General features: G+C 63.0%; 25 protein-coding genes. 8 read left to right on the top strand and 17 right to left on the bottom strand.

Translation table 11 applies throughout. The annotated features are described in order from the left end of the window. Position 1: 1 nt before the first annotated feature. The 8 genes from carA to HGQ17_RS09065 all read right to left on the bottom strand — a co-directional run bounded on the left by carA (position 2) and on the right by HGQ17_RS09065 (position 7,088). Positions 2-1,234 (bottom strand): glutamine-hydrolyzing carbamoyl-phosphate synthase small subunit, encoded by a 1,233-nt coding sequence (gene carA / locus HGQ17_RS09100; RefSeq protein ID WP_168887629.1) that lies wholly within the window; start codon positions 1,232-1,234, stop codon positions 2-4. Further along, positions 1,231-1,767: a PH-like domain-containing protein gene (locus HGQ17_RS09095; RefSeq protein ID WP_168887628.1), complete on the bottom strand. Its 537-nt coding sequence runs from the start codon at positions 1,765-1,767 to the stop codon at positions 1,231-1,233. The genes carA and HGQ17_RS09095 overlap by 4 nt, the downstream gene beginning before the upstream one ends. Next, positions 1,764-3,095 carry a dihydroorotase gene (locus HGQ17_RS09090; protein WP_168887627.1) on the bottom strand — a complete coding sequence of 444 codons (1,332 nt, stop codon included), beginning with the start codon at positions 3,093-3,095 and terminating at the stop codon, positions 1,764-1,766. Before HGQ17_RS09090 ends, HGQ17_RS09095 begins: the two co-directional genes overlap by 4 nt. Next, entirely contained in the window at positions 3,092-4,087 is a 996-nt protein-coding gene (locus tag HGQ17_RS09085) for an aspartate carbamoyltransferase catalytic subunit (protein ID WP_168887626.1), read from the bottom strand. Before HGQ17_RS09085 ends, HGQ17_RS09090 begins: the two co-directional genes overlap by 4 nt. Beyond that, on the bottom strand, positions 4,084-4,647 hold the full coding sequence (gene pyrR / locus HGQ17_RS09080; RefSeq protein WP_168887625.1) for a bifunctional pyr operon transcriptional regulator/uracil phosphoribosyltransferase PyrR: 564 nt from the start codon (positions 4,645-4,647) through the stop codon (positions 4,084-4,086). The genes HGQ17_RS09085 and pyrR overlap by 4 nt, the downstream gene beginning before the upstream one ends. A gap of 101 nt (positions 4,648-4,748) precedes the next feature. Beyond that, the gene (gene nusB, locus HGQ17_RS09075; protein ID WP_168887624.1) at positions 4,749-5,159 is read right to left on the bottom strand and encodes a transcription antitermination factor NusB; all 411 of its coding nucleotides are present in this window, start codon (positions 5,157-5,159) and stop codon (positions 4,749-4,751) included. 7 nt (positions 5,160-5,166) lie between these two features. Next, positions 5,167-5,730 (bottom strand): elongation factor P, encoded by a 564-nt coding sequence (gene efp, locus HGQ17_RS09070; protein WP_168887623.1) that lies wholly within the window; start codon positions 5,728-5,730, stop codon positions 5,167-5,169. Between the two features lie 59 nt (positions 5,731-5,789). Beyond that, complete coding sequence (locus HGQ17_RS09065) at positions 5,790-7,088, bottom strand: MFS transporter (RefSeq protein WP_168887622.1); 1,299 nt, start codon at positions 7,086-7,088, stop codon at positions 5,790-5,792. Between the two features lie 573 nt (positions 7,089-7,661). Here HGQ17_RS09065 and HGQ17_RS09060 point away from each other — a divergent pair. Both HGQ17_RS09060 and HGQ17_RS09055 read left to right on the top strand, forming a co-directional pair. Further along, positions 7,662-8,435 (top strand): DUF559 domain-containing protein, encoded by a 774-nt coding sequence (locus HGQ17_RS09060; protein WP_168887621.1) that lies wholly within the window; start codon positions 7,662-7,664, stop codon positions 8,433-8,435. Positions 8,436-8,476: 41 nt separating this feature from the next. Further along, positions 8,477-9,601 carry a hypothetical protein gene (locus tag HGQ17_RS09055; protein ID WP_168887620.1) on the top strand — a complete coding sequence of 375 codons (1,125 nt, stop codon included), beginning with the start codon at positions 8,477-8,479 and terminating at the stop codon, positions 9,599-9,601. Positions 9,602-9,699: 98 nt separating this feature from the next. Here the strand turns inward: HGQ17_RS09055 and aroB are convergent, their stop codons facing one another. The 6 genes from aroB to HGQ17_RS09025 all read right to left on the bottom strand — a co-directional run bounded on the left by aroB (position 9,700) and on the right by HGQ17_RS09025 (position 16,716). After that, positions 9,700-10,833: a 3-dehydroquinate synthase gene (gene aroB / locus HGQ17_RS09050; RefSeq protein WP_168887619.1), complete on the bottom strand. Its 1,134-nt coding sequence runs from the start codon at positions 10,831-10,833 to the stop codon at positions 9,700-9,702. Further along, positions 10,830-11,357, bottom strand: a complete 528-nt coding sequence (locus HGQ17_RS09045) for a shikimate kinase (RefSeq protein WP_168887618.1) — start codon at positions 11,355-11,357, stop codon at positions 10,830-10,832. The genes aroB and HGQ17_RS09045 overlap by 4 nt, the downstream gene beginning before the upstream one ends. A gap of 7 nt (positions 11,358-11,364) precedes the next feature. Next, on the bottom strand, positions 11,365-12,618 hold the full coding sequence (aroC, locus tag HGQ17_RS09040; protein ID WP_168887617.1) for a chorismate synthase: 1,254 nt from the start codon (positions 12,616-12,618) through the stop codon (positions 11,365-11,367). Between the two features lie 37 nt (positions 12,619-12,655). Beyond that, positions 12,656-13,558 carry a shikimate dehydrogenase gene (locus HGQ17_RS09035; RefSeq protein WP_168887616.1) on the bottom strand — a complete coding sequence of 301 codons (903 nt, stop codon included), beginning with the start codon at positions 13,556-13,558 and terminating at the stop codon, positions 12,656-12,658. Further along, the gene (locus tag HGQ17_RS15715) at positions 13,555-15,336 is read right to left on the bottom strand and encodes an endolytic transglycosylase MltG (RefSeq protein WP_168887615.1); all 1,782 of its coding nucleotides are present in this window, start codon (positions 15,334-15,336) and stop codon (positions 13,555-13,557) included. The genes HGQ17_RS09035 and HGQ17_RS15715 overlap by 4 nt, the downstream gene beginning before the upstream one ends. A 96-nt stretch (positions 15,337-15,432) precedes the next feature. Then, positions 15,433-16,716, bottom strand: coding sequence for a DUF349 domain-containing protein (locus HGQ17_RS09025; protein ID WP_168887614.1), 1,284 nt, complete (start codon positions 16,714-16,716; stop codon positions 15,433-15,435). Positions 16,717-16,788: 72 nt separating this feature from the next. On the opposite strand from HGQ17_RS09025, the gene hisS reads away from it, so the two are divergent. Then, complete coding sequence (gene hisS, locus HGQ17_RS09020) at positions 16,789-18,132, top strand: histidine--tRNA ligase (protein WP_168887613.1); 1,344 nt, start codon at positions 16,789-16,791, stop codon at positions 18,130-18,132. 10 nt (positions 18,133-18,142) lie between these two features. After that, positions 18,143-19,927 (top strand): aspartate--tRNA ligase, encoded by a 1,785-nt coding sequence (aspS, locus tag HGQ17_RS09015; protein ID WP_168887612.1) that lies wholly within the window; start codon positions 18,143-18,145, stop codon positions 19,925-19,927. A gap of 214 nt (positions 19,928-20,141) precedes the next feature. On the opposite strand, the gene HGQ17_RS09010 is transcribed toward aspS, so the two are convergent. After that, a complete protein-coding gene (locus HGQ17_RS09010) occupies positions 20,142-20,309 on the bottom strand; it encodes a VOC family protein (RefSeq protein WP_229503434.1) in 168 nt (55 codons plus the stop codon). Positions 20,310-20,399: 90 nt separating this feature from the next. Between HGQ17_RS09010 and HGQ17_RS09005 the strand changes: the two genes are divergently transcribed. Continuing rightward, positions 20,400-20,927 (top strand): helix-turn-helix transcriptional regulator, encoded by a 528-nt coding sequence (locus tag HGQ17_RS09005; RefSeq protein WP_168887610.1) that lies wholly within the window; start codon positions 20,400-20,402, stop codon positions 20,925-20,927. A gap of 25 nt (positions 20,928-20,952) precedes the next feature. Here the strand turns inward: HGQ17_RS09005 and HGQ17_RS09000 are convergent, their stop codons facing one another. After that, positions 20,953-21,708: a class I SAM-dependent methyltransferase gene (locus HGQ17_RS09000; protein WP_168887609.1), complete on the bottom strand. Its 756-nt coding sequence runs from the start codon at positions 21,706-21,708 to the stop codon at positions 20,953-20,955. 255 nt (positions 21,709-21,963) lie between these two features. Between HGQ17_RS09000 and HGQ17_RS08995 the strand changes: the two genes are divergently transcribed. Beyond that, complete coding sequence (locus HGQ17_RS08995; protein WP_168887667.1) at positions 21,964-22,644, top strand: DUF4287 domain-containing protein; 681 nt, start codon at positions 21,964-21,966, stop codon at positions 22,642-22,644. Positions 22,645-22,681: 37 nt separating this feature from the next. Here HGQ17_RS08995 and HGQ17_RS08990 read toward each other — a convergent pair whose 3' ends face one another. Next, positions 22,682-23,071 carry a helix-turn-helix transcriptional regulator gene (locus HGQ17_RS08990; protein WP_168887608.1) on the bottom strand — a complete coding sequence of 130 codons (390 nt, stop codon included), beginning with the start codon at positions 23,069-23,071 and terminating at the stop codon, positions 22,682-22,684. Positions 23,072-23,130: 59 nt separating this feature from the next. Here HGQ17_RS08990 and HGQ17_RS08985 point away from each other — a divergent pair, with 59 nt between their 5' ends. Next, the gene (locus tag HGQ17_RS08985) at positions 23,131-23,757 is read left to right on the top strand and encodes an RDD family protein (protein WP_168887607.1); all 627 of its coding nucleotides are present in this window, start codon (positions 23,131-23,133) and stop codon (positions 23,755-23,757) included. A gap of 66 nt (positions 23,758-23,823) precedes the next feature. Beyond that, a complete protein-coding gene (locus HGQ17_RS08980; RefSeq protein ID WP_168887606.1) occupies positions 23,824-24,873 on the top strand; it encodes a hypothetical protein in 1,050 nt (349 codons plus the stop codon). The last annotated feature ends 19 nt before the right edge of the window (positions 24,874-24,892 follow it).

The raw sequence follows: 24,892 nt of genomic DNA, 5'->3' as shown, positions 1-24,892 counted from the left end.
CTTAGGCGTGGCCTCCAGTGGTCTCTGCTGCGGCAGACGGCCGCCGATCTTCAGGGGGAAGGGTGTCCGCGCCGGTGACGACGCGGTCAGTGGTCAGCATCTCGACGAACCGGTCGAAGAGGTAGGCCGAATCATGGGGTCCGGCGGCTGCTTCGGGGTGGTACTGCACGGAGAATGCGGGGATATCCAGGCAGCGCAGACCCTCGACGACGTCGTCGTTGAGGCTGGAGTGCGAGACCTGGACCCGGCCGTACTGCTGCTGCGGGGCGGTGACCACTTCGCCGATGGGGGCATCGACGGCGAAGCCGTGGTTCTGGCTGGTGATCTCGACTTTGCCGGTGGCGTGGTCCATCACCGGCTGGTTGATACCGCGGTGGCCGAAGGGCAGTTTATAGGTGCCGAAGCCCAGTGCCCGGCCCAGGATCTGGTTGCCGAAGCAGATGCCGAAGAAGGGTTTCTTCGCGTCCAGGACCTCGCGCAGCAGCCCGATCTGGCCGGCTGCGGTGGCGGGGTCGCCTGGCCCATTGGAGAGGAAGACGCCGTCGACCCCGAGGGCTTCGATATCGGCGAAGGTCGTGGTGGCCCGCAGGACGTGGACCCGCAGGCCGCGTTCTGCCATCCGGACCGGGGTCATGGACTTCAGGCCGAGGTCGATGGCGGCCACAGTGGCCACCGGCTCACCGGTGTACCCGTGATCTGCCGGTTCGACTGTGTAGGCCTCTTCGGTGGTGACCTCCTCGGCCAGCCGGGCGCCGAGCATATCGGGCTGGGTGCGCACCTGTTCCAGGAGGCCCTCGCGGCTGGCGGCAGCTGCCTCACCGGAGAAGATTCCGGCCTTCATCGCGCCCTTATCCCGCAGGTGGCGAGTGATGGCGCGGGTGTCGACGTCTTTGATGCCGACGATCCCCTGCTGGTCGAGTTCCTCATCGAGGCTGCGGACAGAACGCCAGTTGGAGGGGCGGCGGGCGGCGTCGCGGACTACATAGCCGGCGACCCAGATCCGCCGGGATTCGGGGTCTTCGTCATTGACCCCGGTGTTGCCGATATGCGGGGCGGTCTGCACCACAATCTGGCGAGCGTAGGAGGGGTCGGTCAGGGTCTCCTGGTAGCCGGTCATCGCGGTGGAGAAGACGGCTTCGCCCAGAGTGGTTCCCTTGGCCCCGTAGGACTGTCCTTCGAAGACGGTGCCGTCTTCGAGGACCAGAACCGCTGGTGTGGCTCCAGTTGTGCTCATTCGGTGGTCTCTCCTTCAGTCTTGCGGGTCAGCGCCTGCAGCAGGGCCTGCCCTTCATCAGCTCGGCGGGGCCGGAAGGCGGTCTCGACCTCGGCGTCGCCGAGGTTCCAGCCCAGGATGATCGCCCCGTCTTTCTCGACGAATTTGCCGACCACTCCCCGGTCGGTGCGCACATAGGTCAGGGCGGTGGTGGAGATCAGGAAGTTTCGGGTTCCGGCGCGGAAGACGGCTGCTCCCTGGCTGTGGACTTCGATTCGGCCGGTGGTGCGCAGGCCGAGTTCGTGCACGGCGATCCGCTCGAGGTAGTCCTCGGCGGAGACGGTGCCGATCACCATGCCCTCGGCTGCGGCCTCGGGCTCTGCCTCCAGCAGGTCGGCGGGCACATCGGCCGGAGCGGGAACACCGGACTGACGGCGTTTGCGGTTGCGCCAGCCCCACCAGATCAGCAGACAGAAGACGACGATGACGACCAGGGCCACCCAGAGGTAGTTGAGGTAGGTGCCGGTCATCTCCAGATTGCGAGTCAGGATCATGCGCCTGTCCTTTCGGTCACCGGCTGGGTCAGCTCTGCCTGGGCGAGTACCGGCTGGCCGGCCAGGAAGGTGTAGCGGACCTCGCCAGGCAGCTCGATGCCGCGGAAGGGCGAGTTGCGTCCCTTACTGGCGTGCTGCTCGGGGGTGATGGTTTTGCTGGCCGCGGGGTCGATCAGGATGATGTTGGCGCTCTGACCTGCTGCGATCTCCTGACCCTGGTGCTGATGGCCGTAGATTTCGGCAGGCCGGGTGGAGGTGATCTCGGCGAAGCGCCGCCAGTTGATCAGCCCGGTTTCGACCATGGCGTGCTGGACAGCGTTGAGCGCGGTCTCCAGTCCGGTCATACCCATGGCGGCCTGGGCCCATTCGCATTCTTTGGCCTGCTCCGGATGCGGGGCGTGGTCGGTGCCGATGACATCGATAGTGCCCTCGGCCAGAGCCTCGCGCAGGGCCTGGGTATCAGCTTCGGTGCGCAGCGGCGGATTGACCTTGTAGACCGGGTTATAGGTGGCCACCAGCTCATCGGTGAGCATGAGGTGGTGCGGGGTGACCTCGGCGGTGACCTGGATGCCGCGGGCCTTGGCCCAGCGCAGGATCTCGACTGAACCGGCGGTGGAGACATGGCAGATATGCAGTTTGGCGCCTACGTAGTCGGCCAGCAGCACATCGCGGGCGATGATGGCTTCCTCAGCCACCGAGGGCCAGCCGGGCAGCCCGAGGGTGGCGGAGACGCTTCCTTCGTTCATCTGCGCGGCGTTGTCTGTGCCCCAGGCGGTGAGATCGGTGTCCTGGGCGTGCTGGGCGATGAATCCGTCGATAGTTTTGACGTATTCCAGGGCCCGGCGCATCAGCTGGGCGTTGGTTACGCAGTGCCCGTCGTCGGAGAACATGCGGACCGCTGCGGCGGATTCAGCCATGGCCCCGAGTTCGGCGAGGCTTTCACCGGCCAGTCCCCTAGTGACTGCACCCACGGGGTACACCTCGGTCCAGCCGGCCTCGACGCCGAGTCGGTAGACCTGTTCGACCACACCGGCGGTATCGGCCACCGGGGAGGAGTTGGCCATGGCGTGCACGGCAGTGAAGCCGCCTTTGGCTGCTGCGCGGCTGCCGGTTTCGACAGTTTCTGCGTCCTCGCGGCCGGGTTCGCGCAGGTGGGTGTGGAGGTCGACCATCCCGGGCAGGGCGATCAGGCCGGTGCCGTCGATGACCTCGGCGTCATCGGCCTGGAGGTTCTGTCCGATATCGGCGATGACCCCGTCGCGGATCAGGAGGTCCTGGGCTGGTTCGCCATAGGGTTTGGCGCCGGTGATGAGGTAGCTGGTGGTCATGAGTGCGATTCCTCCTGGTGGCTCTGGGACAGCAGCAGGTGCAGCACGGCCATGCGTACGGCCACACCGTTGGCTACCTGTTCGGTAATGCGGGTCTGGGGTGAATCGGCGGCTGCTGCGGAGATCTCGACTCCGCGGTTCATCGGTCCGGGGTGCAGGATCACCGCGGGTTTGCCGGTTTCCCCGAGGGTGAGCTTTTCGACGACGGAGAGCCGTTCGTCGGTCAGGCCCCAGCGTCGGGTGTATTCGGCTGCGGTGGGGAAGAACGCTCCGCCCATCCGTTCGGCCTGGACCCGCAGCAGCATGACGGCGTCGGGGGCCGCGGCCAGGGCGTCGTCGAGGCTGTAGTGCCCGGTGGCTGGCCACTGCTCGACACCTTGGGGCAGCAGGGTCGCTGGTGCGGCGAAGTGAACTTCGGCTCCGAGGGTGCGCAGCAGCCAGAGGTTGGAGCGGGCGACTCGGGAGTGCAGGATGTCACCGACGATCAGCACTTTCATCCCGGCCAGATCGGTCCCGCGGGGGCTGTCCTGGCCGTGGGCTGCGGCCCAGTCGCGGCGCAGGGTCAGTGCGTCTAGGAGTGCCTGGGTGGGGTGTTCGTGGGTGCCGTCCCCGGCGTTGACCACTGCAGCCTCGGACCAGTCGGAGGCTGCCAGCTGGGCGGCTGATCCGGCGGCCGAATGACGGATGACGATGGCGTCTGCACCCATGGCGTCCAGGGTTTGGACGGTGTCTTTGAGGGATTCCCCTTTGGAGACTGAGGAGCCCTTGGCGGAGAAGTTGACCACATCGGCGGAGAGTCGTTTGGCGGCGGCTTCGAAGGAGACCCGGGTGCGGGTGGAGTCCTCGTAGAAGAGGTTGACCACGGTCCGCCCGCGCAGGGTGGGCAGTTTTTTGACCTCGCGGGAGGTGACTGCGGCCATCTCCTCGGCGGTGTCGAGGATGCGCAGGGCGTCGTCGTAGGCCAGTTCGGCGGTGGAGAGCAGGTGCCTCATCGGATGATCACCACCGTTTCCTCTGCGGCGGGGACCTCGTCTATTCCGGAGATCTTCACTGAGACGCGTTCGCTGCGGGAGGTGGGGATGTTCTTGCCGACGTGGTCAGCCCGAATGGGCAGTTCGCGGTGTCCGCGGTCGACCAGTACGGCCAGGCGCACTGCCTGTGGCCGGCCGTAGTCGGAGAGAGCGTCCAGAGCGGCCCGGATGGTGCGTCCGGAGAAGAGGACGTCGTCGACCAGAACCACTGTCGCCCCGTCGATACCGGCTGAGGGCAGCTGGGTGGGTTCGGGGGTGCGGGCTGCAGCGGTGCGGAGGTCATCCCGGTACATGGTGATGTCCAGGGCACCGACATGAGCGGCGGCGTCGAAGCCTGGATCGATGCTGATCAGCTTCTCGCCGAGGCGTTTGGCCAGCGGGACTCCGCGGCGCGGGATGCCGAGAATGATGAGACCTGTGGTGCCCCGTTGGGACTCCACGATCTCATGGGCAATACGGGTCAGGGCGCGGTCGATATCGGCAGCGCTCATGACCTGAGAGGTCTCAGGTGTGTCCACCATTCGACTCCTTCCTCGCCTCACAGGACGATCATTAAAGGAGTGTTTATTGTCTACTCCAGCCTATCAGGCCATCAGCCTGCTGCTGGCTCCGCCGGGAGGGTTCATCCGAGGGTCGGTTTGAGCTTCTGAATCCTGCCCAGGATGCCGTTGACGAACCGCGGGGATTCATCGGTGGAGAGGCGGCGGACCATGCCCACTGCCTCATCGACGGCGGTGCCGTCGGGGACCTCGTCGTTGTGCAGCAGCTCCCAGGTGCCGATGCGCAGGGCGATGAGGTCCACCCTCGGCATCCGCTCCAGGGTCCAGCCGCGGGCGTAGGTGGCCAGCAGCTCGTCGATCTCTTCTTTGTGCTCCCACACTCCGGTGATCAGGGTGCGGACATACTCGTCGACGACCAGTTCGGCCTTCTCGGTGCGTGTACTCAGAACCTCTTGGGGGCTGCAGTCGCGCTGCTCTGCTTCGAAGAGGATCTCCAGGGCCCGCATACGGGCCTTTGTGCGTTTGACTGCCACGGTGTGATCAGTCGTTGACGCGGCCGAGGTAGTCGCCGTTGCGGGTGTCGACCTTGACCTTGGTGCCCTGCTCGACGAACAGCGGGACCTGGATCTCTGCACCGGTCTCCACCGTGGCGGGCTTCGTGCCGGCCTTGGAGCGGTCGCCCTGCAGACCGGGGTCGGTCTGGGTGATCTCCAGGACCACTGAGGGCGGCAGTTCCACGTAGAGCGGGGTGCCCTCGTGCATGGCGATAGTCGCTTCGGCCGATTCCAGCAGGTAGTTGGCGGCGTCGCCGACTACAGAGGCGGGGACGTTGATCTGGTCGTAGTCGCGCAGATCCATGAAGACGAAGTCATCGCCGTCCTGGTACAGGTACTGGTAGTCGGAGCGGTCGACTGTGGCGAACTCCACTTTGGCACCGGCGTTGAAGGTCTTGTCGACGACCTTGCCTGAGGTGATGTTCTTCAGCTTGGTGCGGATGAATGCTCCGCCTTTACCGGGCTTGACGTGCTGGAACTCCAGAGTGGACCAGAGTTGTCCCTCGAGCTTCAGTACAGCACCGTTCTTGATGTCATTCGAAGTAGCCATGATTGCCCATCCTACCCTCTTCTGGGAGGCGGTCCTGCGGCGCGGTTCGGCACGTGGGCCTAGGGTATGGGCTTGCGTGAGTCGTAGCGCATGAACCCTGGCAGCCAGCGCATCATCAGCGCTGCCACCACGGCACACGCGATACCGCCGATGATCATGGTCCAGTGTTCACCGATGGCCTCACCCACTGAGCCGGAGACCATATCTCCTACCCGAGGACCGCCTGCGACCACCACGATGAATACGCCTTGGAGCCGGCCGCGCATATGATCCGGGGTTGCCGACTGCAGCACGGTGGAGCGGAAGATCGCCGAGACTGAATCAGCCGAACCGGCCATCATCATGAAGACTGCCGCAGGCCAGACCCACCAGGTCAGGGACCCATCACCTGGTACTGGGTGACCGGAGGCAAAGAGCACGACGACGCCGAAGCCGGTGATGGCTAGGCCATAGGCGACCACGGCCCAGAAGATCGCGGCTCCGTGTCGGTGAATGCGGGTCAGCGGCCCGGAGAAGAGTCCGGTGAAGAATGCACCGGCGGCCATGGCGGCCATCAGGATTCCCACGGTGAGCTCTCCCCCACCGATCATAATCGCCCCGATAGCCGGCAGCACTGCCCTGGGCGCTGCCATGACCATGGCGTTGATGTCGATCAGGAAGGTCATCCGCACGTTCTTGCGGGTGGAGAGGAATTTGAAGCCCTCCAGGACTGAACGCAGCCCGGCCCGGCGGCTGAGAGCCTCGTCGTCCTCTGCTTTGCCCGGTGGCAAGCTCGGCAGCAGCCACAGCGCCCAGAGTGCGGCCAGGAAGGTCAGCACTTCGATGGTGTAGGTCCAGGCGAAGCCGACGGTGACCACCAGAGTTCCGGCTAATAGGGGTCCGGCCATCATGGCGATGGACATGGTCAGCATGTTGAGCGCATTGGCTGCTGGCAGCAGCTCGCGGCCTACCAATGCTGGGATCATCGCGCTGCGGGTGGGCTGGTTGACTCCCTGGGCGGCTGAATGTGCAGCGATCAGGCCATAAAGCACCCAGACATTCCCGAGTTCAAGCCACGCCTGGGCGGCAATTCCGGCGGCTGAGGCCCAGAGCGCGAAACCTGAGATCAGGGCGACCTTGCGCCGGTCGTAGTTATCGGCGATGGATCCGCCGTAGAGCCCGGCGATCACCAATGGGACCAGGGCGAAGAGTCCCACCAACCCCACGTAAAGGCTGGAGGCGGTGAGGTCGTAGACCTGCAGGCTGACTGCGGTGAGGGTGACCTGCACGCCGACGGCGGAGATCGAGTTGCCGATCCAGAGCCTGCGGTAGGCCGGTGAGACCTTCAGCGGGGTGATATCGGCAAGGAATCTGGACACCAGAGAATTCTAATCCCGCTCACGCCACCCCGCTTGGTCCACTGACCGCGTAGCTGTCAGATTGTCGCGTCCCTATAAGAGCGCGACAACTCAATAAGAGCGCGGCGAATGGGCTTGCCGCGGGGCATATTCCAGTGGCCAACCCACCAACTTTACTGAGGGTTCCTGGCCGGACCGCTACTTATTCACATCCAGTGGATAGCGCCTGACGGATTCTTCAAAGACGGCAATGCTGGGGGTATGCACTACGCCGCAGACCCTGCTCCGCTCCGGCTGGCCGGACCACAACCTGATGGCCGCCACTCCTCGGAGGAACTCTCAGCTGCGATGAAGCAGGGACGCATGCTACGAATCCGCCGCGGAATCTACATCTCCACCGCTTTATGGCAAAGTATTCAACCCTCTCAGCGCTATCAGCTGAGTATCGCCGCAACTAGTCTTCTACATCCAGGCGCCCTATTCTGCCGAGAGTCGGCCCTAAGCATCCACGGCCTTCCGCTGCTCTCACTTCCACAAAAGGTTCACCTACGGGTCGGACATAAGAGTTCAGCCCGGCCAAGCCGGCAATGCCCCATGACTGGATCACTCACGCCTGAAGACTTTCTTAGACGAGCTAAGGAATCGGAAGCAATAAGCGCCGACAGCACTACCTCGAGACTTCTTCAGGGCTTCGATATTGCCCGCCATATGGGCACCGCGCTTGACCCGGATCCGGAAACGGCCCGGCTTCCTCTGCCGCATCCCGGTCAATCAGATGACAAACTGCACCACCTGCCCCTACGGGTCGAACCTCTGGGAGCTTGCTTAGTCGACACTCTTCCGAGGCTACCCTTTGCCGATGCCACTGTGGCGTTGGAAGCGGTCATGAGCCGATTCAGAAAACCTGCACCTTTGGCCTCGCCGGAATTACTGGAGCTTGTGGAGGATGGGATTAAATCGCAGCGAAAACGGCGGTACCTCACCCAGCTCCTGCAGTTTGCCTCATCCCTTTCGGAATCACCTGGTGAGTCACTAACCCGGGTTCGGCTTCATGAGCTAGGAATCGTTCAGCCTGACCAGCAGGTGGAGCTTGAGGCCGACGGGAAGAGATTTCGAGTGGATTTTCTCTGGGAGAAGGCCAAGGTCATTCTGGAGTTCGACGGGTGGATGAAATACCGGAACCATGCTTCCTCATTCGACCAGACCCATAAGCAAGAGAAACTCCGTGAAGATGCCCTCCGCAGCCTGGGCTACTCGGTGCTCCGGGTCTACTGGGAAGACCTCATGGAACCAGGCTGTACAAGACTGCGAAAGCTGCTTCACCGGCACGGGATCCCATCAGCCAATCCTGATGCACATACTCGATAAGGTCGGATCGACGGGAAGACATTAAGGAGGAGCTCCTGCTCATGGGAATGTTCGATGAAGTCCGGTGCCGGTACCCCCTGCTTCGTGCTCAGGATGAAATATTCCAGACTAAGGACCTCAACTACCTCGTCTTCGGCGATCACATAAGCGGCACTATGAGCCTGTTCGAGATTACTGAGACAGGCCGACTGCGTATCGAGAAGCACGAACGCAAATGGGTAGAGGCACCTGAGGCTGTCCTAACAAAGGGTTACTACAAATCTGTTAAGAGTTGGTGGGAGCAGGTGGACAGTGTCCACGGTGATCTGCGTATCTACACCAACCTCGAGACGGGCGGCCAAGAGCCGGAATGGGTGGAGTACTGTCTAAGGTTTACCCACGGTCAGTTAGAGAGCGTTGTAGACGCCTCAGAAAACTGTCCAGACGAAGTAGCAACGCCGGAGACCAGTGGCACATACCTAGTTGTCAAGGACGAGACACCCTTATACATCGGTAAGGGTGGCCCAGAACGAGCGCATACGAGCCAAACTAACAAAGGCGGAAGTGATTTCATCATGCTCGCTTACGGCATCACCTCCGATGAAGCCCACCGGGTTGAAACAGCGGTCATGCGAGCCTTCGAGGTCGCTGGTCTCGAGGTGGACAACGAAGTCAAGGGGCACGGGAACAAACGTCTGGACCAGTCCCTGGTTCTCGCCGATATGACGACTCCCAAAACAGGTCCTCGAAGAACCCTGACCGGTGCCGACACTGGTCTGGCGATTGTCGTACCCGTCGATTTAATTCATTCGGAAGCAGGAGACAATAGGCACTTTGCAACTTCTGAAGAGAGAGTTCATTTCAATATGACCCGATGGTGGAGGATGGACTCGGCGAAACGTGTCCTGACCTCCGAACTGGCCAGTGCTGGCCATCCCGTCCGGCTGATTGCAGTGGTCCCAGGTGCTACCAATGGAATCGTGGTCAAAACCTATCTGATTACCTCAGTCACAGTGGATGACTCAGGCGTCATCTTTGACACTGAGGAGGACCCGCAGGGACCGCAGCTCACGGGACACTTTGGACCATTCCCTCGCCAGCTATCCATCCAGTACATAAGCTCTAGAGGCAGCGGCGCCACCCCATTTATTGAAGAGGCAGAAGAGACTCTCAGAGCGGTCTCCTAAGATGCACAGCCCAGCCCGATAATTCACCGTAGCTCTGTTGGGAAATCATGGCCTTATAGGGCGGCGACGTCCCAACAGGTAAGCGGCAAATGAGTGGGTCAGAGGCTGATGGTGGTGGAGGTGTCCGGTTCCTCGGCGATTTCCTGGTATGTGGCAAAGAGGATGGAGGGATCGGGGATCTCGACAGTGGTCGGGGATCCGATGCCGTTGAGCAGCACGAAGCGCAGGGTATCGCCGCGGTTCTTCTTATCCCGGCGGATGCCCTCCAGCAGCTGGTTCCAGCGGTCTCCTCGGTAGGTGACCGGCAGGCCCAGGCTTGTGAGAATCTCGTGGTGCCGGTCAGCCTCGGCGTCGCTGAGTCGACCAAGGGAGCGGGCCAGCTCTGCGGCGAAGACCATACCCACCGAGACTGCTGCACCGTGGCGCCACTGATAACGCTCAGCCAGCTCGATGGCATGGCCCAGGGTGTGCCCGTAGTTCAGCGATTCCCGAACTCCGGATTCGCGCACGTCCTCACCAACCACCTTGGCCTTGACTCGGATCGAGCGCTCAACCAGCTCCCGCAACTGCCAGGAGTGCGGGTTCTGCGCCTGATCCGGAGCAGATTCGATGATCTTCAGGATCTCCTCATCGGCGATGAACCCGCATTTGACCACCTCGGCCAGCCCGGCCACCAGCTCATTGCGCGGCAGAGAGATCAGAGTGTCCAGATCGGCCAGGACCCCTGCGGGCTGGTGGAAGGAGCCTACGAGGTTCTTACCCTCGGCAGTGTTGATACCGGTCTTACCGCCCACGGCGGCATCGACCATACCCAGCAGGGTGGTGGGCATATGCACCACGCGGACCCCACGCAGCCAGGTGGCGGCAACGAATCCGGCAACATCGGTGACTGCCCCGCCACCGACTGAGACCACCGCATCGGAGCGGGTGAAGTCGTTCTGTCCCAGCACCTGCCAGCAGAAGGCCGCGACCTGGATGTGCTTGCCCTCTTCGGCGTCGGGGATCTCGGCCGTCACGGCCTGGAATCCGGCCTTCTCAAGGTCCTCTCGGACCACATCGCCAGTTGCCCGCAGAGCACGGGGGTGGATGACCAGCACACGTTCGGCCTGGGTGCCGATCATAGTGTGCAGCCGGGCGAGCAGACCATTGCCGACAACGACGTCGTAGCCGAGCTCCTGCCCTCCGGCCCCGGTACCTTCGCCGACGGTAATAGTTGTAGATTCGGTGCTCATAAAGTCCTGTCGCGTCCTTTCCTCATGGCCTCCACGATGGTATCGACTCTGTGGCCCACCGTCGCCTCGGCCGCGCTGACTACGAAGTCAGCGCAATCGCGGTAGAGAGGCTCGCGTTCGGCGTAGATTCTCTTCCACCGCTCCACTGGGGCTTCTCCACCCTTTGTCAGCATAGGGCGTGTGGTCGCATCGCCGATACGGGCCTGTGCCTGTTCCTCGGTGACATCGAGCATCACCACGTATTGGTTTTTCAGCAGCTGGCGAATTTCTGGCGAGAGGATCGAGCCTCCGCCGAGGCTGATCACTGAGGGTCGCGGCGAGTCCAGCAGCTCGGCGACAACCTGGGCTTCCCGTTCTCTGAATGCTTCTTCACCGTGCTCGGCGAAGAACTCCGGAATGGGCCCGTAACGAGCTACGAAGAAGTGATCAGTGTCGATATGCGGCCGGCCCAGCTTTCGGGCCAGGGCCGCGCCGACAGTGGATTTCCCGGAGGCCATAGGGCCTATGAGGACTACGTTGCTCATGGGCCCGTCAGGAATCGGACTGCATGGCGGCCGGGGCCTGTACGGGGTCCCCATCGTGTCCGGCGAGGCCGGGTTCGCTGCCGACCTCGGGCAGGGCTGCCAGGTAGTTCTCCAGGTTGCGGCGCACCTCGGGCAGGGAGTCCCCGCCGAATTTCTCCAGTACTGCCTGGGCCAGCACCAGCTGGACCATGGCCTCAGCCACGACTCCTGCGGCCGGCACAGCGCAGACATCGGAGCGCTGGTGGTGGGCGGTGGTGGCGTCGCCGCTGGCGATATCGACTGTGCGCAGGGCGCGCGGAACGGTGGCGATGGGTTTCATACCGGCACGGACCCTCAGGGTCTCCCCAATGCTCATCCCGCCTTCGATACCGCCGGCCCGGTTGGTGGTGCGGATGATATTGCCCTCGGCGTCGCGTTCGATCTCGTCATGGGCCTCGGAGCCGCGGCGTGCTGCGGTGCGGAAACCATCACCGACCTCCACGCCCTTGATGGCCTGGATGCCCATCAGGGCTGCGGCCAGGCGGGCGTCGAGGCGGCGGTCCCAGTGCACATAGCTGCCCAGTCCTGGGGGCAGACCATCGACGACGACTTCGACGACGCCGCCGAGAGTCTCGCCGGCCTTATGGGCTGCGTCGACCTCGGCCACCATGGCTTCGGAGGTCTCGGCGTGGAAACAGCGAAGGGGGTCGTTGTCGAGGTATTCGACATCGTCTGCCCCCGGTAGCGGAGCATCCTCTGGGGAGCTGACCGTGCCGATGGCGACGGTATGGGAGACAGTGCGGATGCCCAGGCCGCTCAGCAGTTGGTTGGCTGCAGTGCCCAATGCGACCCGGGTGGCGGTCTCTCGGGCTGAGGCGCGTTCCAGCACTGGCCGGGCTTCGCTGAAGCCGTATTTCTGCATGCCGGTGTAGTCGGCATGGCCAGGGCGGGGACGGGTCAGGGGCGCGTTGCGGGCCAGGCCTTCGACCTCGGTGGGGTCCACGGGATCGGCCGACATGACCTTCTCCCATTTGGGCCACTCAGTATTGGCGATCTCGATGGCTACCGGTCCGCCCATGGTGACTCCGTGGCGTACGCCGCCCAGCAGCTGGACCTGGTCCTTTTCGAATTTCATCCGGGCGCCACGACCGTAGCCCAGGCGGCGCCGAGCCAGGGCATCCTGAATCTGCTCAGTGGTCAGTTCGATCCCGGCGGGCAATCCCTCGATGATGCCGGTGAGGGCTTTGCCATGGGATTCTCCGGAAGTCAGCCAGCGCAACATGGGGTTCATCCTATCGTTGTGGTCAGCCGAGGCAGCCTCAGAGGCCGACGGCCGAACGCATCCGCTCGACCATGATCAAGTGCTGTTGCTCAGCCAGCTCCCCGGCGGGGTTGGTGGTGCTGGCAGTGAACAGCTCAACCTGTTTGACGGCTTGGTGCAGCAGCATGTCTAGCCCGCTGATCACTGTCCATTCGCGCTCAGTCCAGGCCTGGGCCAGCACTGAGGGCCAGGGGTCATAGGCGACATCGAGCAGGATCGGATAGGGAGGACCTGCTGGTGGAAGCTGACTGACCAGGGAGTCTGCTGCCCGCGGAGGCAGAGTCGAGACGACGACGTCGACGAGATTGTCTTTCAGGTCCTCGCCCAGCTGGTCCAGCCTGCGAATGACCAGGGGTAGACCGAGCTGTTCGGCCAGGGGCGCGGCCGAGGCGGCTCGTTCGGGGCTGCGGGCGTAGACGCGGGCTTCGGCGAAGTTCAGTTCAGCGGCGGCTGCCAAGGCGGCTGCCGCTGTTCCCCCTGCGCCCAGTACGGCGAAGCTTCCAGCAGCCTGCTCATCCCGGGCTACGCCCTGTTCGCGAAGTGCGTTGACGATGCCATCGACATCGGTGTTCTCTCCGTGCAGGGTTCGGCCCCCGTGGCCATCCTCACCAATAACGACCGTGTTGAGCACGCCCAGGGCGGAGACGCGCTCTGAGACGGTGGTCATCTGCTCCACCATGGCGGCCTTCAGCGGCATGGTCACTGACCAGCCAAGCCACCCCTGCTGGGCGCCGTCACCGGTGAGGAACTCTGAAATATGGGGTTCCTCCACCTCGATGCGGGTGTAGTCGATCTCCAGCCCGAGGTACTGGTAGGCGGCACCGTGGAGCTGCGGTGATTTTGAGTGGCTGATCGGAGAGCCGAGTACTGCAGCTCTCTGATCTGAGGCGGGCTGGCTCATCCGTCCAGTTCGTCCTCAGCGGCTTCCACATCTGCCGGCCCACAAGCGCCAGGGTTGTCACTGCAGAATTCGAGGAATTCATCCACGTCATCCTCGTGTTCAGCGTAGGTCTCGTTGAACCGGGTCTCACCGGTGACCGGGTTAACCGTCACCCAGAAGTAGGCGTTGGTATCTGCGGGATCGGCAGCCGCGGTGATGGTGTCACCGATGGGTGCTGCAATCGGGCCTGGGGGCAGACCGGGATGCACATAGGTGTTGTACTCATTGGACTCGTTGAGTCGTTCTTCCTCCGGGAAGTGCAAGTCCCCAGTCAACCCCAGGCCGTAGTTGACCGCCGCGTCAATCTGCAGAAGACCTTCAATACCCTCGTGATCGGGGTTATCAATGCGGTTATGGATGGCTCCGGCCATAATCCGGTAATCCTCCAGCCGCTCTTCGCGGGTCCGTTCCTCAGTGATGGAGTTATTGGCCTCAGCAGTGATCAGCGAGGCGACGATAACCGTCTCCCACTGCTCATCGGGGTCGGTGATGCCGGCCTCCTCAAGACGATCGAAGGTCGGCTGGACCAGCATCTGTAGGACTTCCTCGGCTTCGGCATCCAAGGGGATGTCCTCGTACTCACCTGGGGCGATGAACCCTTCCAGGTTTTCGGCTTCCTCAGGGAGACCGAAGTGTTGGGGGTTCTCGTTATATTCCTGCAGCTCGGCCATGGAGATGCCAGTGCGGGTGGCAACCTGCTGCAGAGCCTCGTCAATTGTCCAGCCGGTGGCGATGTCGATGTAGTCTCCGCCGGCGTCTGCGCCGAAGAGTTCGGTCACAGCGTCCTCAGCGGGCATCTGCTCACGCAGTTCGACTGTGCCGGGCTGGGGTACTGGCTCACTGTCCAGTTCTCCGATGGCATCGCGGAAGGCGTCCGATGAGGCGACGATCTCCTCCTGGACCAGCCGTGTGGTGATGGAGTCCAGGCCGTCGTTCTGCACGATCTCGAATTCAACGGTGTCGCCGGCGACGGTGTCGTAGTCATAGACAGTGTCATCGGTGAACATATCCCTGATGAACCACACCAAAAAGCCCATCACAGCGATGAAGCCCACAACTGTGATGAGCAGCGTGATATTGCGCCGGCGGCGTTTGGCCCGACGCTGCCTCAGCAGGTTGCGGCTCATACGTCCCTCCATCGGGGCGACGGTCTGATAGCCGCGTCCATAACCGGAAGCGCCAACCAGCACCGGGGCGCCGTCTTCGTCATGGTCGATATGTTCGTCGTGGTACTCGGGATCCCACTCGCCGAACTCGTCGTATTCCCAGGGATATCCCTCATCGTAGCTGTGGTCCTCGAGCTCCTCATAGTGTTCCGCCTCCGGTGAGACTGCGGAACGCGAGGGAGCAACGACCTCTTCGAAGGGAGTCGCCGGTGCCGGGGAGATCGAAGGCTGAGGTGCAGGCTGTCCCGTCTGGGGTTCGGGCTGCTGAGGCGCCGGTGTCGGAGTTGCCGGCGGAACCGCCTGATTGTCCTGAGTCTGGAGCCTGCGGCGTTCTTTGCGGGAGACGAAGTCACGCTGGCCAGAGGCCGAACGTTCCTTGCGCTTGTCCTTGGGTGTGGTGGTCTCCTGGTCAAAGAGCGCAGGAGTGGGCTCATCTGCAGTGGATGAGTTGCTCAGCCGCCGCACCGCGGATTCGCGTTCGCGCTGGGCTGCTCGCTCTCGCTCGCGCGCCTCGCGAATCTCCCGGCGCCGACGCCGGGCCCCCACCTCATGGATGGGCTGTTCATCGCTCACGCGGTTCCTCGCTGGACATGTCGACGGCTCGGTCTGTGGGCAGAACTAGAGCAGCGCCTAATTCCGGACCCAAACGATTGTAATCTACCTGTGACCTTAGCTCGAAGTGAGCATCTGCAACCAACTCCGGCGTGCCGCCAGAGCGTCCTCAGCTTCGCGTTTGGCCTTGTCATCCCCGGCCTTCTCGGCTGCGGCCAGTTCATCCTCCAGTTGAGCGATGGTCTCCTCCAATTGGATGACCATGTCGTTCTGGCGGTCATTGCGGGCCGAAGCGCGGGTATCGGTACCTGCACCCTGGGCGTCACGGAAGGCGCCCTGGACCTCCCCGATGGCGCGTTCCATACGCTTGACGTCCCCACGCGGAACCTTGCCTGCTGCCTCGAATTCGTCCAGCAGCTTGAAGTACCGGTCCCGGACGGCGTCGGGCTTGGTGAAAGGCATCAGTTCCCGCAGTTTGCCGAGGATCTCTTCCTTCTTCTTAAGGTTCTCGGCGTACTCAGCATCGATCTTGGCGTTAGCTTCATCACGTGCTGAGAAGAACGTGTCCTGAGCCGCACGGAATCGGGTCCACTGGGCGTCCTCAGTCTTACGGGGTCCGCGGCCCAGGGACTTCCACTGGTCCATCAGGCGGTGGTAGGCCTTGGTGGTCGGCCCCCATTCAGTGGAGCTGCTGAGCTTCTCAGCCTCAGCGATCAGCTCTGCCTTGGCGCGCTTGATCTCAGCGGCTTCCTTATCGCGTTTGACGAAGAAAGCCTTCCGGCTGCGCTCAAAGTTACTGCGAGCCTCCCGGAATCGCTTCCAGAGGGGATCCTCCTGGGATTTGCTCAGCCGGGGCGGGGTCCGCTGCTCGGTCTTCCACTGCTCGAAGAGCTCAGCCATCTTCGCCTGTGCAGTCTTCCAGTGGGTGTTGTCGGGATCGGAGGCGGCCAGCTGCTCGGCTTCGGCCACAATCTCCTCACGCTGGGCGATCTTGGCTGCCACAGCTTCTTCGTTCTGTTTCTTCTCCTCCTCGGAGATGCCCTCGATACCGGATTCGATCTCCTGCAGGATCCCGCGCAGGGATTCCACGTCACCCACCCACACTCCGGCCTCGAGCTCTTTGCGTAGTGAATCCAGAGCAGTACGCAGCGACCCCGAAGAGTCGGCCTGGGTGGCCACCCGCGCCCGCAGCAGCAGTGACCGGTTATAGAGGTCGTCAAACTTGCGGATGAAATACTGCAGGGCTGCCTCGGCATCGCCGGCGGAGAACTGGCCGACGTATGCTTCCTCGGCTCCCGGGGTCGGGGCTACATAGACGTGCCCCTCCCCATCCACACGGGTGCGGTCGGAGACCTCCTCAACGGAGGTCTGGTGATACTTCGGCTTGATCGCAGGACTCATGTCTTCAAGAGTACCGCCTGGCGGTATGATGGTCAGGTTTGACACCATCAGTTGAAGGAGCAGAACCCGCAAATGGCACGTCAGGCCTCGCTTTCCGGTTACCTCGAGCTACTGCCTCAGGAGCGCCTGGCCGAGCTGCATCTGCTGGACACTCTGCGTGGAATCTTTGAGTCTCACGGTTACGGATCTTTGGAGACACGGGCGGTGGAGACTGTCGAGACTCTGCTGCAGAAAGGCGAGATCGACAAAGAGATCTATACGGTCTCCCGGATCCACGACGACGGCGCGAAAGACGCCCGGCTGGCCCTGCGTTTCGATAACACTGTCCCCTTCGCCCGGTATGTGACAGAGAATGCCGGTCACCTCGCATTTCCCTACCGGCGCTATCAGATTCAGAAGGTATGGCGCGGTGAGCGCCCCCAGGCCGGCCGGTTCCGGGAGTTCACCCAGGCCGATATTGACATCGTGGGCGATGGTGCCCTGCCGCCGCGGGCTGATGTGGAGATTGCGGTGGTGATGGCCAGCGCTTTGGAGGCTCTGCAGATCGGTGACTTCACCATGCGGATCAATTCCCGGAAGCTCTCGGAGGGCTTCTACCGCGCCATCGGCATCGAACAGACTGCTGAGGTGCTGCGCGCGGTGGACAAACTGGAGAAGATCGGCCCTGCCCGAGTGGAGCAGGAGATCATGGAGACCGCCGGAGCCACCAGTGAGCAGGCTCAGCAGGCCCTGGCCCTGGCGCAGATCCGCACCCCGGATGTCTCCTTTGTCGAGCAGGTCCGTGCACTGCTGCCGGATCAGACCGGCCACGAGCTGCTGGAAGAGGGCCTGGCCGAGGTCACCGAGGTCATCCACGAGATGAGCATCCGGGTTCCCGGCCGAGCCGTGGCGGATCTCTCGATCGCCCGGGGTCTGGACTACTACACCGGCACCGTATTTGAGACGGTGCTGCATGATCACCCGCAGCTGGGTTCGATCTGTTCCGGCGGCCGCTATGAATCCCTGGCCACTAAAGGCAAGCGGACGTTCCCCGGCGTCGGGCTTTCCATTGGCGTAACCCGGCTGCTCTCAGCACTCTTCGACTCCGGTGAGCTGGTGGCATCCCGCAGTGTGCCCACCGCGGTGTATGTGACCCTGCGTTCGGATGACGACTGGGGTGCTGCCCAGAATGTTGCCGATACGCTGCGTTCCCGCGGGATCAACGCCGAGGTCGCTCTGAGCGCGGAGAAGTTCGGCAAGCAGATCAAATACGCCGATAAGCGCGGCATCCCGTTTGTGTGGTTCACTGACGACGACGGCCGCCACGAGGTCAAGGACATCCGCAGTGGTGACCAGGTTCAGGCGGATCCGGCCAGCTGGACTCCGGCTGATGAGGACCTCTCCCCCCAGATCATTCGCAAGACAGCAGACCTTTAGGAAGGACACCGTGCTCCGCACCCACACCACCGGCGAGATCAACGCCGGATTGATTGGCCAGACCGTCACCCTGACCGGATGGGTTGCCCGACGCCGCGATCACGGCGGCGTCGCCTTCTTGGATCTGCGGGATGCCGCCGGCATCGCTCAGGTGGTTGTCCGCGATGAGGCTGATTTCGACCCGCTGCGCAATGAGTGGGTGCTGAAGGTCACCGGCACTGTGGAGCGCCGCCCCGAGGGCAATGAGAACCCCAACCTGCCTTCTGGTGAGGTGGAGATCATTGTCGAAGAGCTCGAGGTGCTCAATAAGGCTGCCGCGCTGCCCTTCCAGATTGATGAGCATGTGGAGGTCGGTGAAGAGGCTCGCCTGAAGCATCGTTACCTGGACCTGCGCCGGCCCGCCCCGGCCAAGGCGATGAAGCTGCGCTCTGAGGCCAACCGTGTGGCCCGTGAGTACCTGCACGAGCAGGACTACACCGAGGTTGAGACTCCGACCCTGACCCGGTCTACCCCGGAGGGCGCCCGCGACTTCCTGGTGCCGGCACGTCTGGCGCCCGGCTCCTGGTATGCACTGCCGCAGTCCCCGCAGCTGTTCAAGCAGCTGCTGCAGGTCGGCGGGCTCGAGAAGTACTACCAGATTGCCCGCTGCTACCGCGATGAGGATTTCCGTGCTGACCGTCAGCCGGAGTTCACCCAGCTGGACATCGAGGCCTCCTTCGTGGAGCAGGAGGACATCATCTCCCTGGTGGAGGAGTTGGTTCGCCGTCTCTGGAAGCTGGTCGACGTCGATATCGAGACTCCGATTCCGCATATCACCTACCGGGAGGCCATGCGGCGCTACGGCACCGATAAGCCGGATCTGCGCTTCGACCTGGAGCTTACTGAGCTCACCGAGTTCTTCAAGGACACCCCCTTCCGTGTATTCCAGGCACCCTATGTGGGCGCTGTGGTGATGCCCGGTGGCGCTGACCAGCCGCGACGCACCCTGGATGCCTGGCAGGAATGGGCTAAGCAGCGCGGCGCCAAGGGTCTGGCCTATGTGCTGGTTCAGGAGGATGGCGAACTCGGCGGCCCGGTGGCCAAGAACCTCTCCGATGCGGAGAAGGCTGGCCTGGCTGAGGCTGTTGGCGCTAACCCCGGTGACTGCATCTTCTTCGCCGCCGGTGAGGTCTCCCCCTCCCGGGGACTGCTGGGTGCGGCCCGCAACGAGATCGCTCAGCGGCTCGGGCTCATCGAGGAGGGCAGCTGGTCCTTCGTATGGGTTGTCGACGCTCCAATGTTCGAATCCGCTGCCGAGGCCACTGCCGCTGGCGACGTCGCCGTCGGCTCCGGTTCCTGGACTGCAGTGCACCACGCATTCACCGCACCGAAGCCGGAGTTTGCCGATTCCTTCGACACCGACCCCGGTGAGGCTCTGGCCTATGCCTACGATCTGGTCTGCAATGGCAATGAGATCGGTGGCGGGTCCATCCGTATTCATCGCCAGGATATGCAGGAGCGGGTCTTCAAGGTCATGGGCATCTCTGAGGAGGAGGCCCAGGAGAAGTTCGGCTTCCTGCTCGATGCGATGAAGTACGGCGCTCCCCCGCATGGTGGTTTCGCCTTCGGTTGGGACCGCACAGTCGCGTTCCTGGCTGGCGAGGAGTCTATCCGCGAGGTCATTGCCTTCCCGAAGACCGGCGGCGGCTACGATCCGCTCACCGCAGCTCCGGCAGAGATCACTGCCCAGCAGCGTAAGGAAGCCGGCGTGGATGCCAAGCCGGAGCCGAAGGAAAAGAAATCCGCCGACAGCTAAGCCGCACGTAGACTCATGAAGCGGTCCCCGGAGGTCACCGGCCTCCGGGGACCGCTTTTTCTTGGCGACATCAGTGTCTCAAAGACCTCGATTAGCGTGAACTCACGATCATCACATCAATCTCTTGCTCCTCACCGCCGCCGGTAGCCGTAAAAGGAGCTAGCCAAGAGTCGACCAGAACCTCTGATTCCCGCTATTCGAGGGGTCATAAACTTCAGTCTCTTGGAGCTACACGCAGCCGGATTCCGTCCGGATCAGCTGCCACAAAAGTCCGACCAAATACCGCATCATGGGGTGGCTCGAGGATCTCGACGCCGCTATCGAGAAACTCGCGGTACGCAGCATCGATAGCCTCCGGCCCCTCGTCCAGGGTGATACACAACTGCAACCTTTCCGTTGTCTCTCAGGGACATGAGCAACGCTAAGCAGATAAGGTGACAGAAATTGACCAGTTTCGAGCGATGAGGTTGACGTGACTCCGGACCGGCTCTTTCTGCTGCTGCGGCTGCTGGAACAGAGCCCCACGACGACGGCGAGTACCCTGGCCTCCCAATTAGGCGTCTCGGTACGCACTCTCCGCCGTGATCTGCAGTGGTTGAGTGAGGCTGGCTTCCCCGTGCTCACCAGACCCGGTAAATATGGCGGGGTGACCTGGGTGCCGGGCAGTTTCTATGATCTCAGCAGGCTCAGCCCTCAGGAGCTAGTCCGCGAGTGGGAACAGCACGGGGACCTAAGAGTGCAGCTTCGCCTGGCACCATCCCAAGTGGAACGCGCCCATCGGCTGCTCGGGTCGCGACTGGTACCGCCGTCAGATGTTTCTGAGCAGCCTATCGGCGACGGCGCATCAGAGTGGGTGAGATTGGACTATCGCTATCGGGACCTTGAAGACATCCGTGGCCTGTTGCCCTTCGGCCCAGACCTGCTGATCATCTCACCACCCGAGGCTAAGCAGCGACTGCGCGAACTGGCAGAACAGACAGTGGCCCTGTACCGCGACTGAACTCTGCACCTCATTCCGAGAGGCCTCAACTACGTTCAGCCTCTACCAGGTGCCGCGTGGAGTGAGCGATGAATGCACCGTGTTCCCGAATGTGGGCGTCCATGTCTCTGAGTCTCTGGCGGTAACGCTCAGCGGTGAATTCCGGAACCCACCAGGGGCATTTCCGCAGAATCCAGACCACCGCCCCAACATCGAAGAATTCCATGCGGCAGCGGGCGGTGTGCAGGCCAATCACCCTGAGCCCAGCAATCTCGGCCTCAGCTCTTTCCACTTCGGGATGTCGGCGTCGTCGTGTGTCCTCTGACTGTGGCCCCAAGAAGAACTCTGTCAGTTCAAATGCCGACGCCGGCCCAACATGCTGGGCGAAGTAGCACCCGCCTGGTTTGAGCACGCGTGCAATCTCCGACCATACGGGAGTCACTGGATGCCGGCTGGTCACCAGATCGAAGCTGGCATCCGATAATGGCAAAGGCTCCCCTGGCACCGCCTCCAGCACCTCAACCCCGCGCGGGCCGAGCCGCTCGCGCGCCAGTCGGAGATTAGGCTCCCAGCCTTCTGTGGCGACCATCCGCCCCGGAAACACCGGGGCTTCGTTGAGCACTTCTCCCCCACCGGTGTCCAGATCGAGCGCAGACGACACCTGGGCCAGCCGATCGCCTAGCAACCGGGCATAACCCCAGGGCGGGCGTCCCTCAACGGCACGCCCCTTCAGCCATCCGAAGCCCCAGCCATCGACATCCGCGGCCGAGGCCTCAGCTACTAACTCCTGGCAGTCACGCACAGCCCCGATTCTTCCACGTATGAAGCATCCGCCTGCTCTAGCCCGCACTAGGCAAAGGCGCTAAGCTAAGTCGTGGCGATACGCCTCGCCGAACCTCCATCCACCCGGTGCTCGCGCCACCGGGGGTCGCGCAAGCGGCGGAGGCAAAGGGGACCGAAGAGTGCTCGGCGTGCGGAATGACCGGATCCCGTTAACGGGCGTATGTCCCGGCGGGCGCGAGCCGCTGACAGGCGCCTGCATGAGACGGAGAGACCGATGACCGCCCAAGAATCCCTGAAGAAACGCATCCGCGCCCGCATGGCCAAGACCGGCGAGCGCTACACCGCCGCCCGCGCCGCCCTACTCGAACAGCCCGCCCCACAGCCGAGTCACGCCAACTGGGCAGCTACTCCCCCACACAACGAGACCGCAATTCGTGAAAATACTGGCCACAGTTGGGATGAGTGGGTCGCCCTGATCGATGCCGGCCCCGGCCGGGAGGCAGGACACACCGCCATCGCCACCTGGGTGGTGGAGGAACACGGCATAGGCGGATGGTGGGCTCAGGGCGTCACCGTCGGCTACGAGCGGATCACCGGGCTGAGACTGCCCGGTCAGATGAAGGACGGGACCTTCACTGTCGCCAAGACTAAGAAGTTGGACCTTGACGGCACAGAGTTCCGTGAACTGCTCAACGACGACGACGCCCGTTCCTCCCTGCTGCCGGGCCTGACCTCACAGCCACGGTCCAAGCCCACAACTAAGGCCCCGAAGTTCAGCATCGCCGATGCAGAGACCGGGGACGACCTCGGCATTCTGCAGTTCCGGGTCGATCCCGCTGCATCAGGATGCAAACTGGTGGTCACCCACGAGAAACTCCCCGATCCGGACTCCGCCGAGACCTGGAAACAGTACTGGGCGGACTGGCTCGAGGACCTCGCCGACCAGGACCGCTGATCAGACCACACTCCCCTGGGCTGCCGGCGAGAGGTGTCTACGAAGACCCCGGTGGACTGTTGAGTTCCACCTGCCCCCGGTGGGCGGCCACGAGGTACCACTGGTCTGCTTTCAGGACCAGCCCAAGTGGGTCGAGTAGCCGTTGGACATGCAAGGGGTCCCGCTGGGGGCGCCGGTACCGGATCTGTAGTCGCTTACCGGACCAGACTGCTTTGGCCACCACCGGCAGTGCCCTGGGCTTCTCCGGCTCGATGAACCAGCGTCCGTGGTCCACATAGAACCGCTCCATGGTCGACTCACCGGCCTCGGCCGCCGGAGTTCGAGTCGCCAACATCTTCAGCCGGGCAGTCTCGAGATCTGCCTCCAGCCCCAGGTCCGTGGCCCCGGCCTCCCCCATGAGCAGTGCCTGCAGTTCGGTTGCGGTCATACCGGTCAGCGGCGAGCGCCAGCCTTGGACCAATCCGACACCACCGCTGGGGCCAGGTTGTGTCCAACCCCTGCGCCTACCGGGTGTTCGACGTCGATGATCTCTTGGCCAATACCTCCGGTGCCCTACTGGGTGCAGTAGCCGCAGCCGTCCTGGTGGCTCTGCGGGAGCGTATCTTCCCCGCCGACCGCCCTCGCACCGGAACCCGCGGTGTGACCACCGGCCGACGGCTCACGGCCATGGTCTGCGACCTGCTGTCCATGATCCTTCTCGGGGTGGGCGCCGGTGTGGCCAGCAACGCCTATCAGATCTACGTGTGGGACCGTACCTCCGCCAAACTCGACACCCACCTCACCGGTCAGATCAGCCTCTGGGCTCCGTTGGTGCTGCTGGGCCTGCTGACCCTGGCCACCGGTCGCACTGTGGGCGATCACGCCGTCCGGTTGCGCTACGCAGATTCCTCCGGTGGGTCCAATCTGCTGCGGGCCGCCATTCGCTACCTCGCCGGCATCGGAGGCTTCCAACTCTTGGGGCTGGTTTCGCCGGCGGATCTGGCCTTCCTGATCCTGAGCTTCGCGGCGATTTTCATCACCAAGGACCGCGGCGGACTCCCCGGTCTGCTCTCCCGCAGCACCCTGCAGGACGATGCTGCCCCTGTCACCACGGACTCCCCTGCCTCCAGGTAGTAGACCGTTGTCACCTGCCTCGGGCAGCAATACCCTAGTGTGACAGTTAACACAGGGGGCAGGAACATGTGGGAGCCAGTACGCCGGCGGTGTACTCCGCCGCGCCTATTCGCCATCGCGATATCGGGGCCACTGCTGCTGGCCGGCTGCGCTGGGGAGTCCTCAGGACCCGGTGAGCCGACGGAGACCACCAGCGCCACCCCCTCCACCACGATTTTCGTGGAGCAGTCCGATTACGACGACGTCCCCACCTCCACAGTTGAGCTACCGGACGGGCGAGACCTCGAGGTTCAGGCCCAGGAGGCTCTGCTGCGCGATGATGTCACTGTCACTTTCCGGGAGTTCGGCGACTCCGACGGCGGCATGATCGTGGCTACATCTGAGGCGGAAGAGCCGGTGCTGATCTCAGCAGAGATTGCCATGGAGGACGGTCCCGCCGACGGAGTCCTACTGCTGGCCAGCCCTTTGGATGTTGGTTACGAGCGCGGTGAATGGGAGTACGCCGAACCGCCGCGCACACCTACTGTGCTGCTGCCACCTGGGGGCGTGGCGCCGGTCAGCCCTGCCGGCACTGGTCTTGAGATCCTCTGCGTGGAAGTGGTCTCAGAGCGGGATACTAGTCCACAGAATGATTTCGAGGCCGATGTGCCGGGGCTGCGGGTCGACACACTGTACCGCTCCTCTACCGGCACCTTGGAGATGGCCTGCTCAGAACTGGACTCCGATCCAGCGGAGGTCACCACTGAGACCTGGGCCTATGAGCGGCTGAATATTCCTGTTCTAACCGACGAATATGCTGACCTCGCCGTCGATATCGAATCCGAACTGACCGAGACCGATGATTCTCTTCAGCTGGATATGACGGTCACCGCCTTGGAGGACATCACTCTTCACGCACCAGGCACCAGAGATGCTTTCTTCGTCGTCCTGGGCGATGCTCAATGGATACCGGATATCAGCGCCGAGGAGAGGGAACTCGCAGCGGGGGAAGACTTCGAGCTGACTGAGGAATTCTCTCCCCGGCTCCGCAGCCGCACAGACAGTCTCACTGTGTGTTTCGAGGCCCACGGCGAGGAGATAGCCACCAGGGCCTGCCATGATGTGGAGGACTGGTGAGTCGGCTACGACGAGTAGG

Origin of the sequence: Nesterenkonia sedimenti, from assembly GCF_012641515.1 — a bacterium.
In the GTDB taxonomy this organism is placed as follows: Bacteria; Actinomycetota; Actinomycetes; order Actinomycetales; family Micrococcaceae; genus Nesterenkonia; species Nesterenkonia sedimenti.
Note: the sequence above shows the minus strand (reverse complement) of the source record. Positions and strands in the feature narration are given on the sequence as shown.

What these genes read in the sequence shown, in the direction of transcription:
- HGQ17_RS09060 (WP_168887621.1), top strand. Translation starts at nt 7,662, where the DNA reads ATGACTGGATCACTCACGCCTGAAGACTTTCTTAGACGAGCTAAGGAA.
- carA (WP_168887629.1), bottom strand. Translation starts at nt 1,234, where the DNA reads ATGAGCACAACTGGAGCCACACCAGCGGTTCTGGTCCTCGAAGACGGC.
- HGQ17_RS09045 (WP_168887618.1), bottom strand. Translation starts at nt 11,357, where the DNA reads ATGAGCAACGTAGTCCTCATAGGCCCTATGGCCTCCGGGAAATCCACT.
- HGQ17_RS09055 (WP_168887620.1), top strand. Translation starts at nt 8,477, where the DNA reads ATGGGAATGTTCGATGAAGTCCGGTGCCGGTACCCCCTGCTTCGTGCT.
- HGQ17_RS08995 (WP_168887667.1), top strand. Translation starts at nt 21,964, where the DNA reads ATGACCGCCCAAGAATCCCTGAAGAAACGCATCCGCGCCCGCATGGCC.
- HGQ17_RS09035 (WP_168887616.1), bottom strand. Translation starts at nt 13,558, where the DNA reads ATGAGCCAGCCCGCCTCAGATCAGAGAGCTGCAGTACTCGGCTCTCCG.
- efp (WP_168887623.1), bottom strand. Translation starts at nt 5,730, where the DNA reads ATGGCTACTTCGAATGACATCAAGAACGGTGCTGTACTGAAGCTCGAG.
- hisS (WP_168887613.1), top strand. Translation starts at nt 16,789, where the DNA reads ATGGCACGTCAGGCCTCGCTTTCCGGTTACCTCGAGCTACTGCCTCAG.
- aroB (WP_168887619.1), bottom strand. Translation starts at nt 10,833, where the DNA reads ATGAGCACCGAATCTACAACTATTACCGTCGGCGAAGGTACCGGGGCC.
- HGQ17_RS09095 (WP_168887628.1), bottom strand. Translation starts at nt 1,767, where the DNA reads ATGATCCTGACTCGCAATCTGGAGATGACCGGCACCTACCTCAACTAC.
- pyrR (WP_168887625.1), bottom strand. Translation starts at nt 4,647, where the DNA reads ATGGTGGACACACCTGAGACCTCTCAGGTCATGAGCGCTGCCGATATC.
- aroC (WP_168887617.1), bottom strand. Translation starts at nt 12,618, where the DNA reads ATGTTGCGCTGGCTGACTTCCGGAGAATCCCATGGCAAAGCCCTCACC.
- HGQ17_RS09085 (WP_168887626.1), bottom strand. Translation starts at nt 4,087, where the DNA reads ATGAGGCACCTGCTCTCCACCGCCGAACTGGCCTACGACGACGCCCTG.
- HGQ17_RS08980 (WP_168887606.1), top strand. Translation starts at nt 23,824, where the DNA reads ATGTGGGAGCCAGTACGCCGGCGGTGTACTCCGCCGCGCCTATTCGCC.
- HGQ17_RS09025 (WP_168887614.1), bottom strand. Translation starts at nt 16,716, where the DNA reads ATGAGTCCTGCGATCAAGCCGAAGTATCACCAGACCTCCGTTGAGGAG.
- HGQ17_RS09090 (WP_168887627.1), bottom strand. Translation starts at nt 3,095, where the DNA reads ATGACCACCAGCTACCTCATCACCGGCGCCAAACCCTATGGCGAACCA.
- HGQ17_RS08990 (WP_168887608.1), bottom strand. Translation starts at nt 23,071, where the DNA reads ATGACCGCAACCGAACTGCAGGCACTGCTCATGGGGGAGGCCGGGGCC.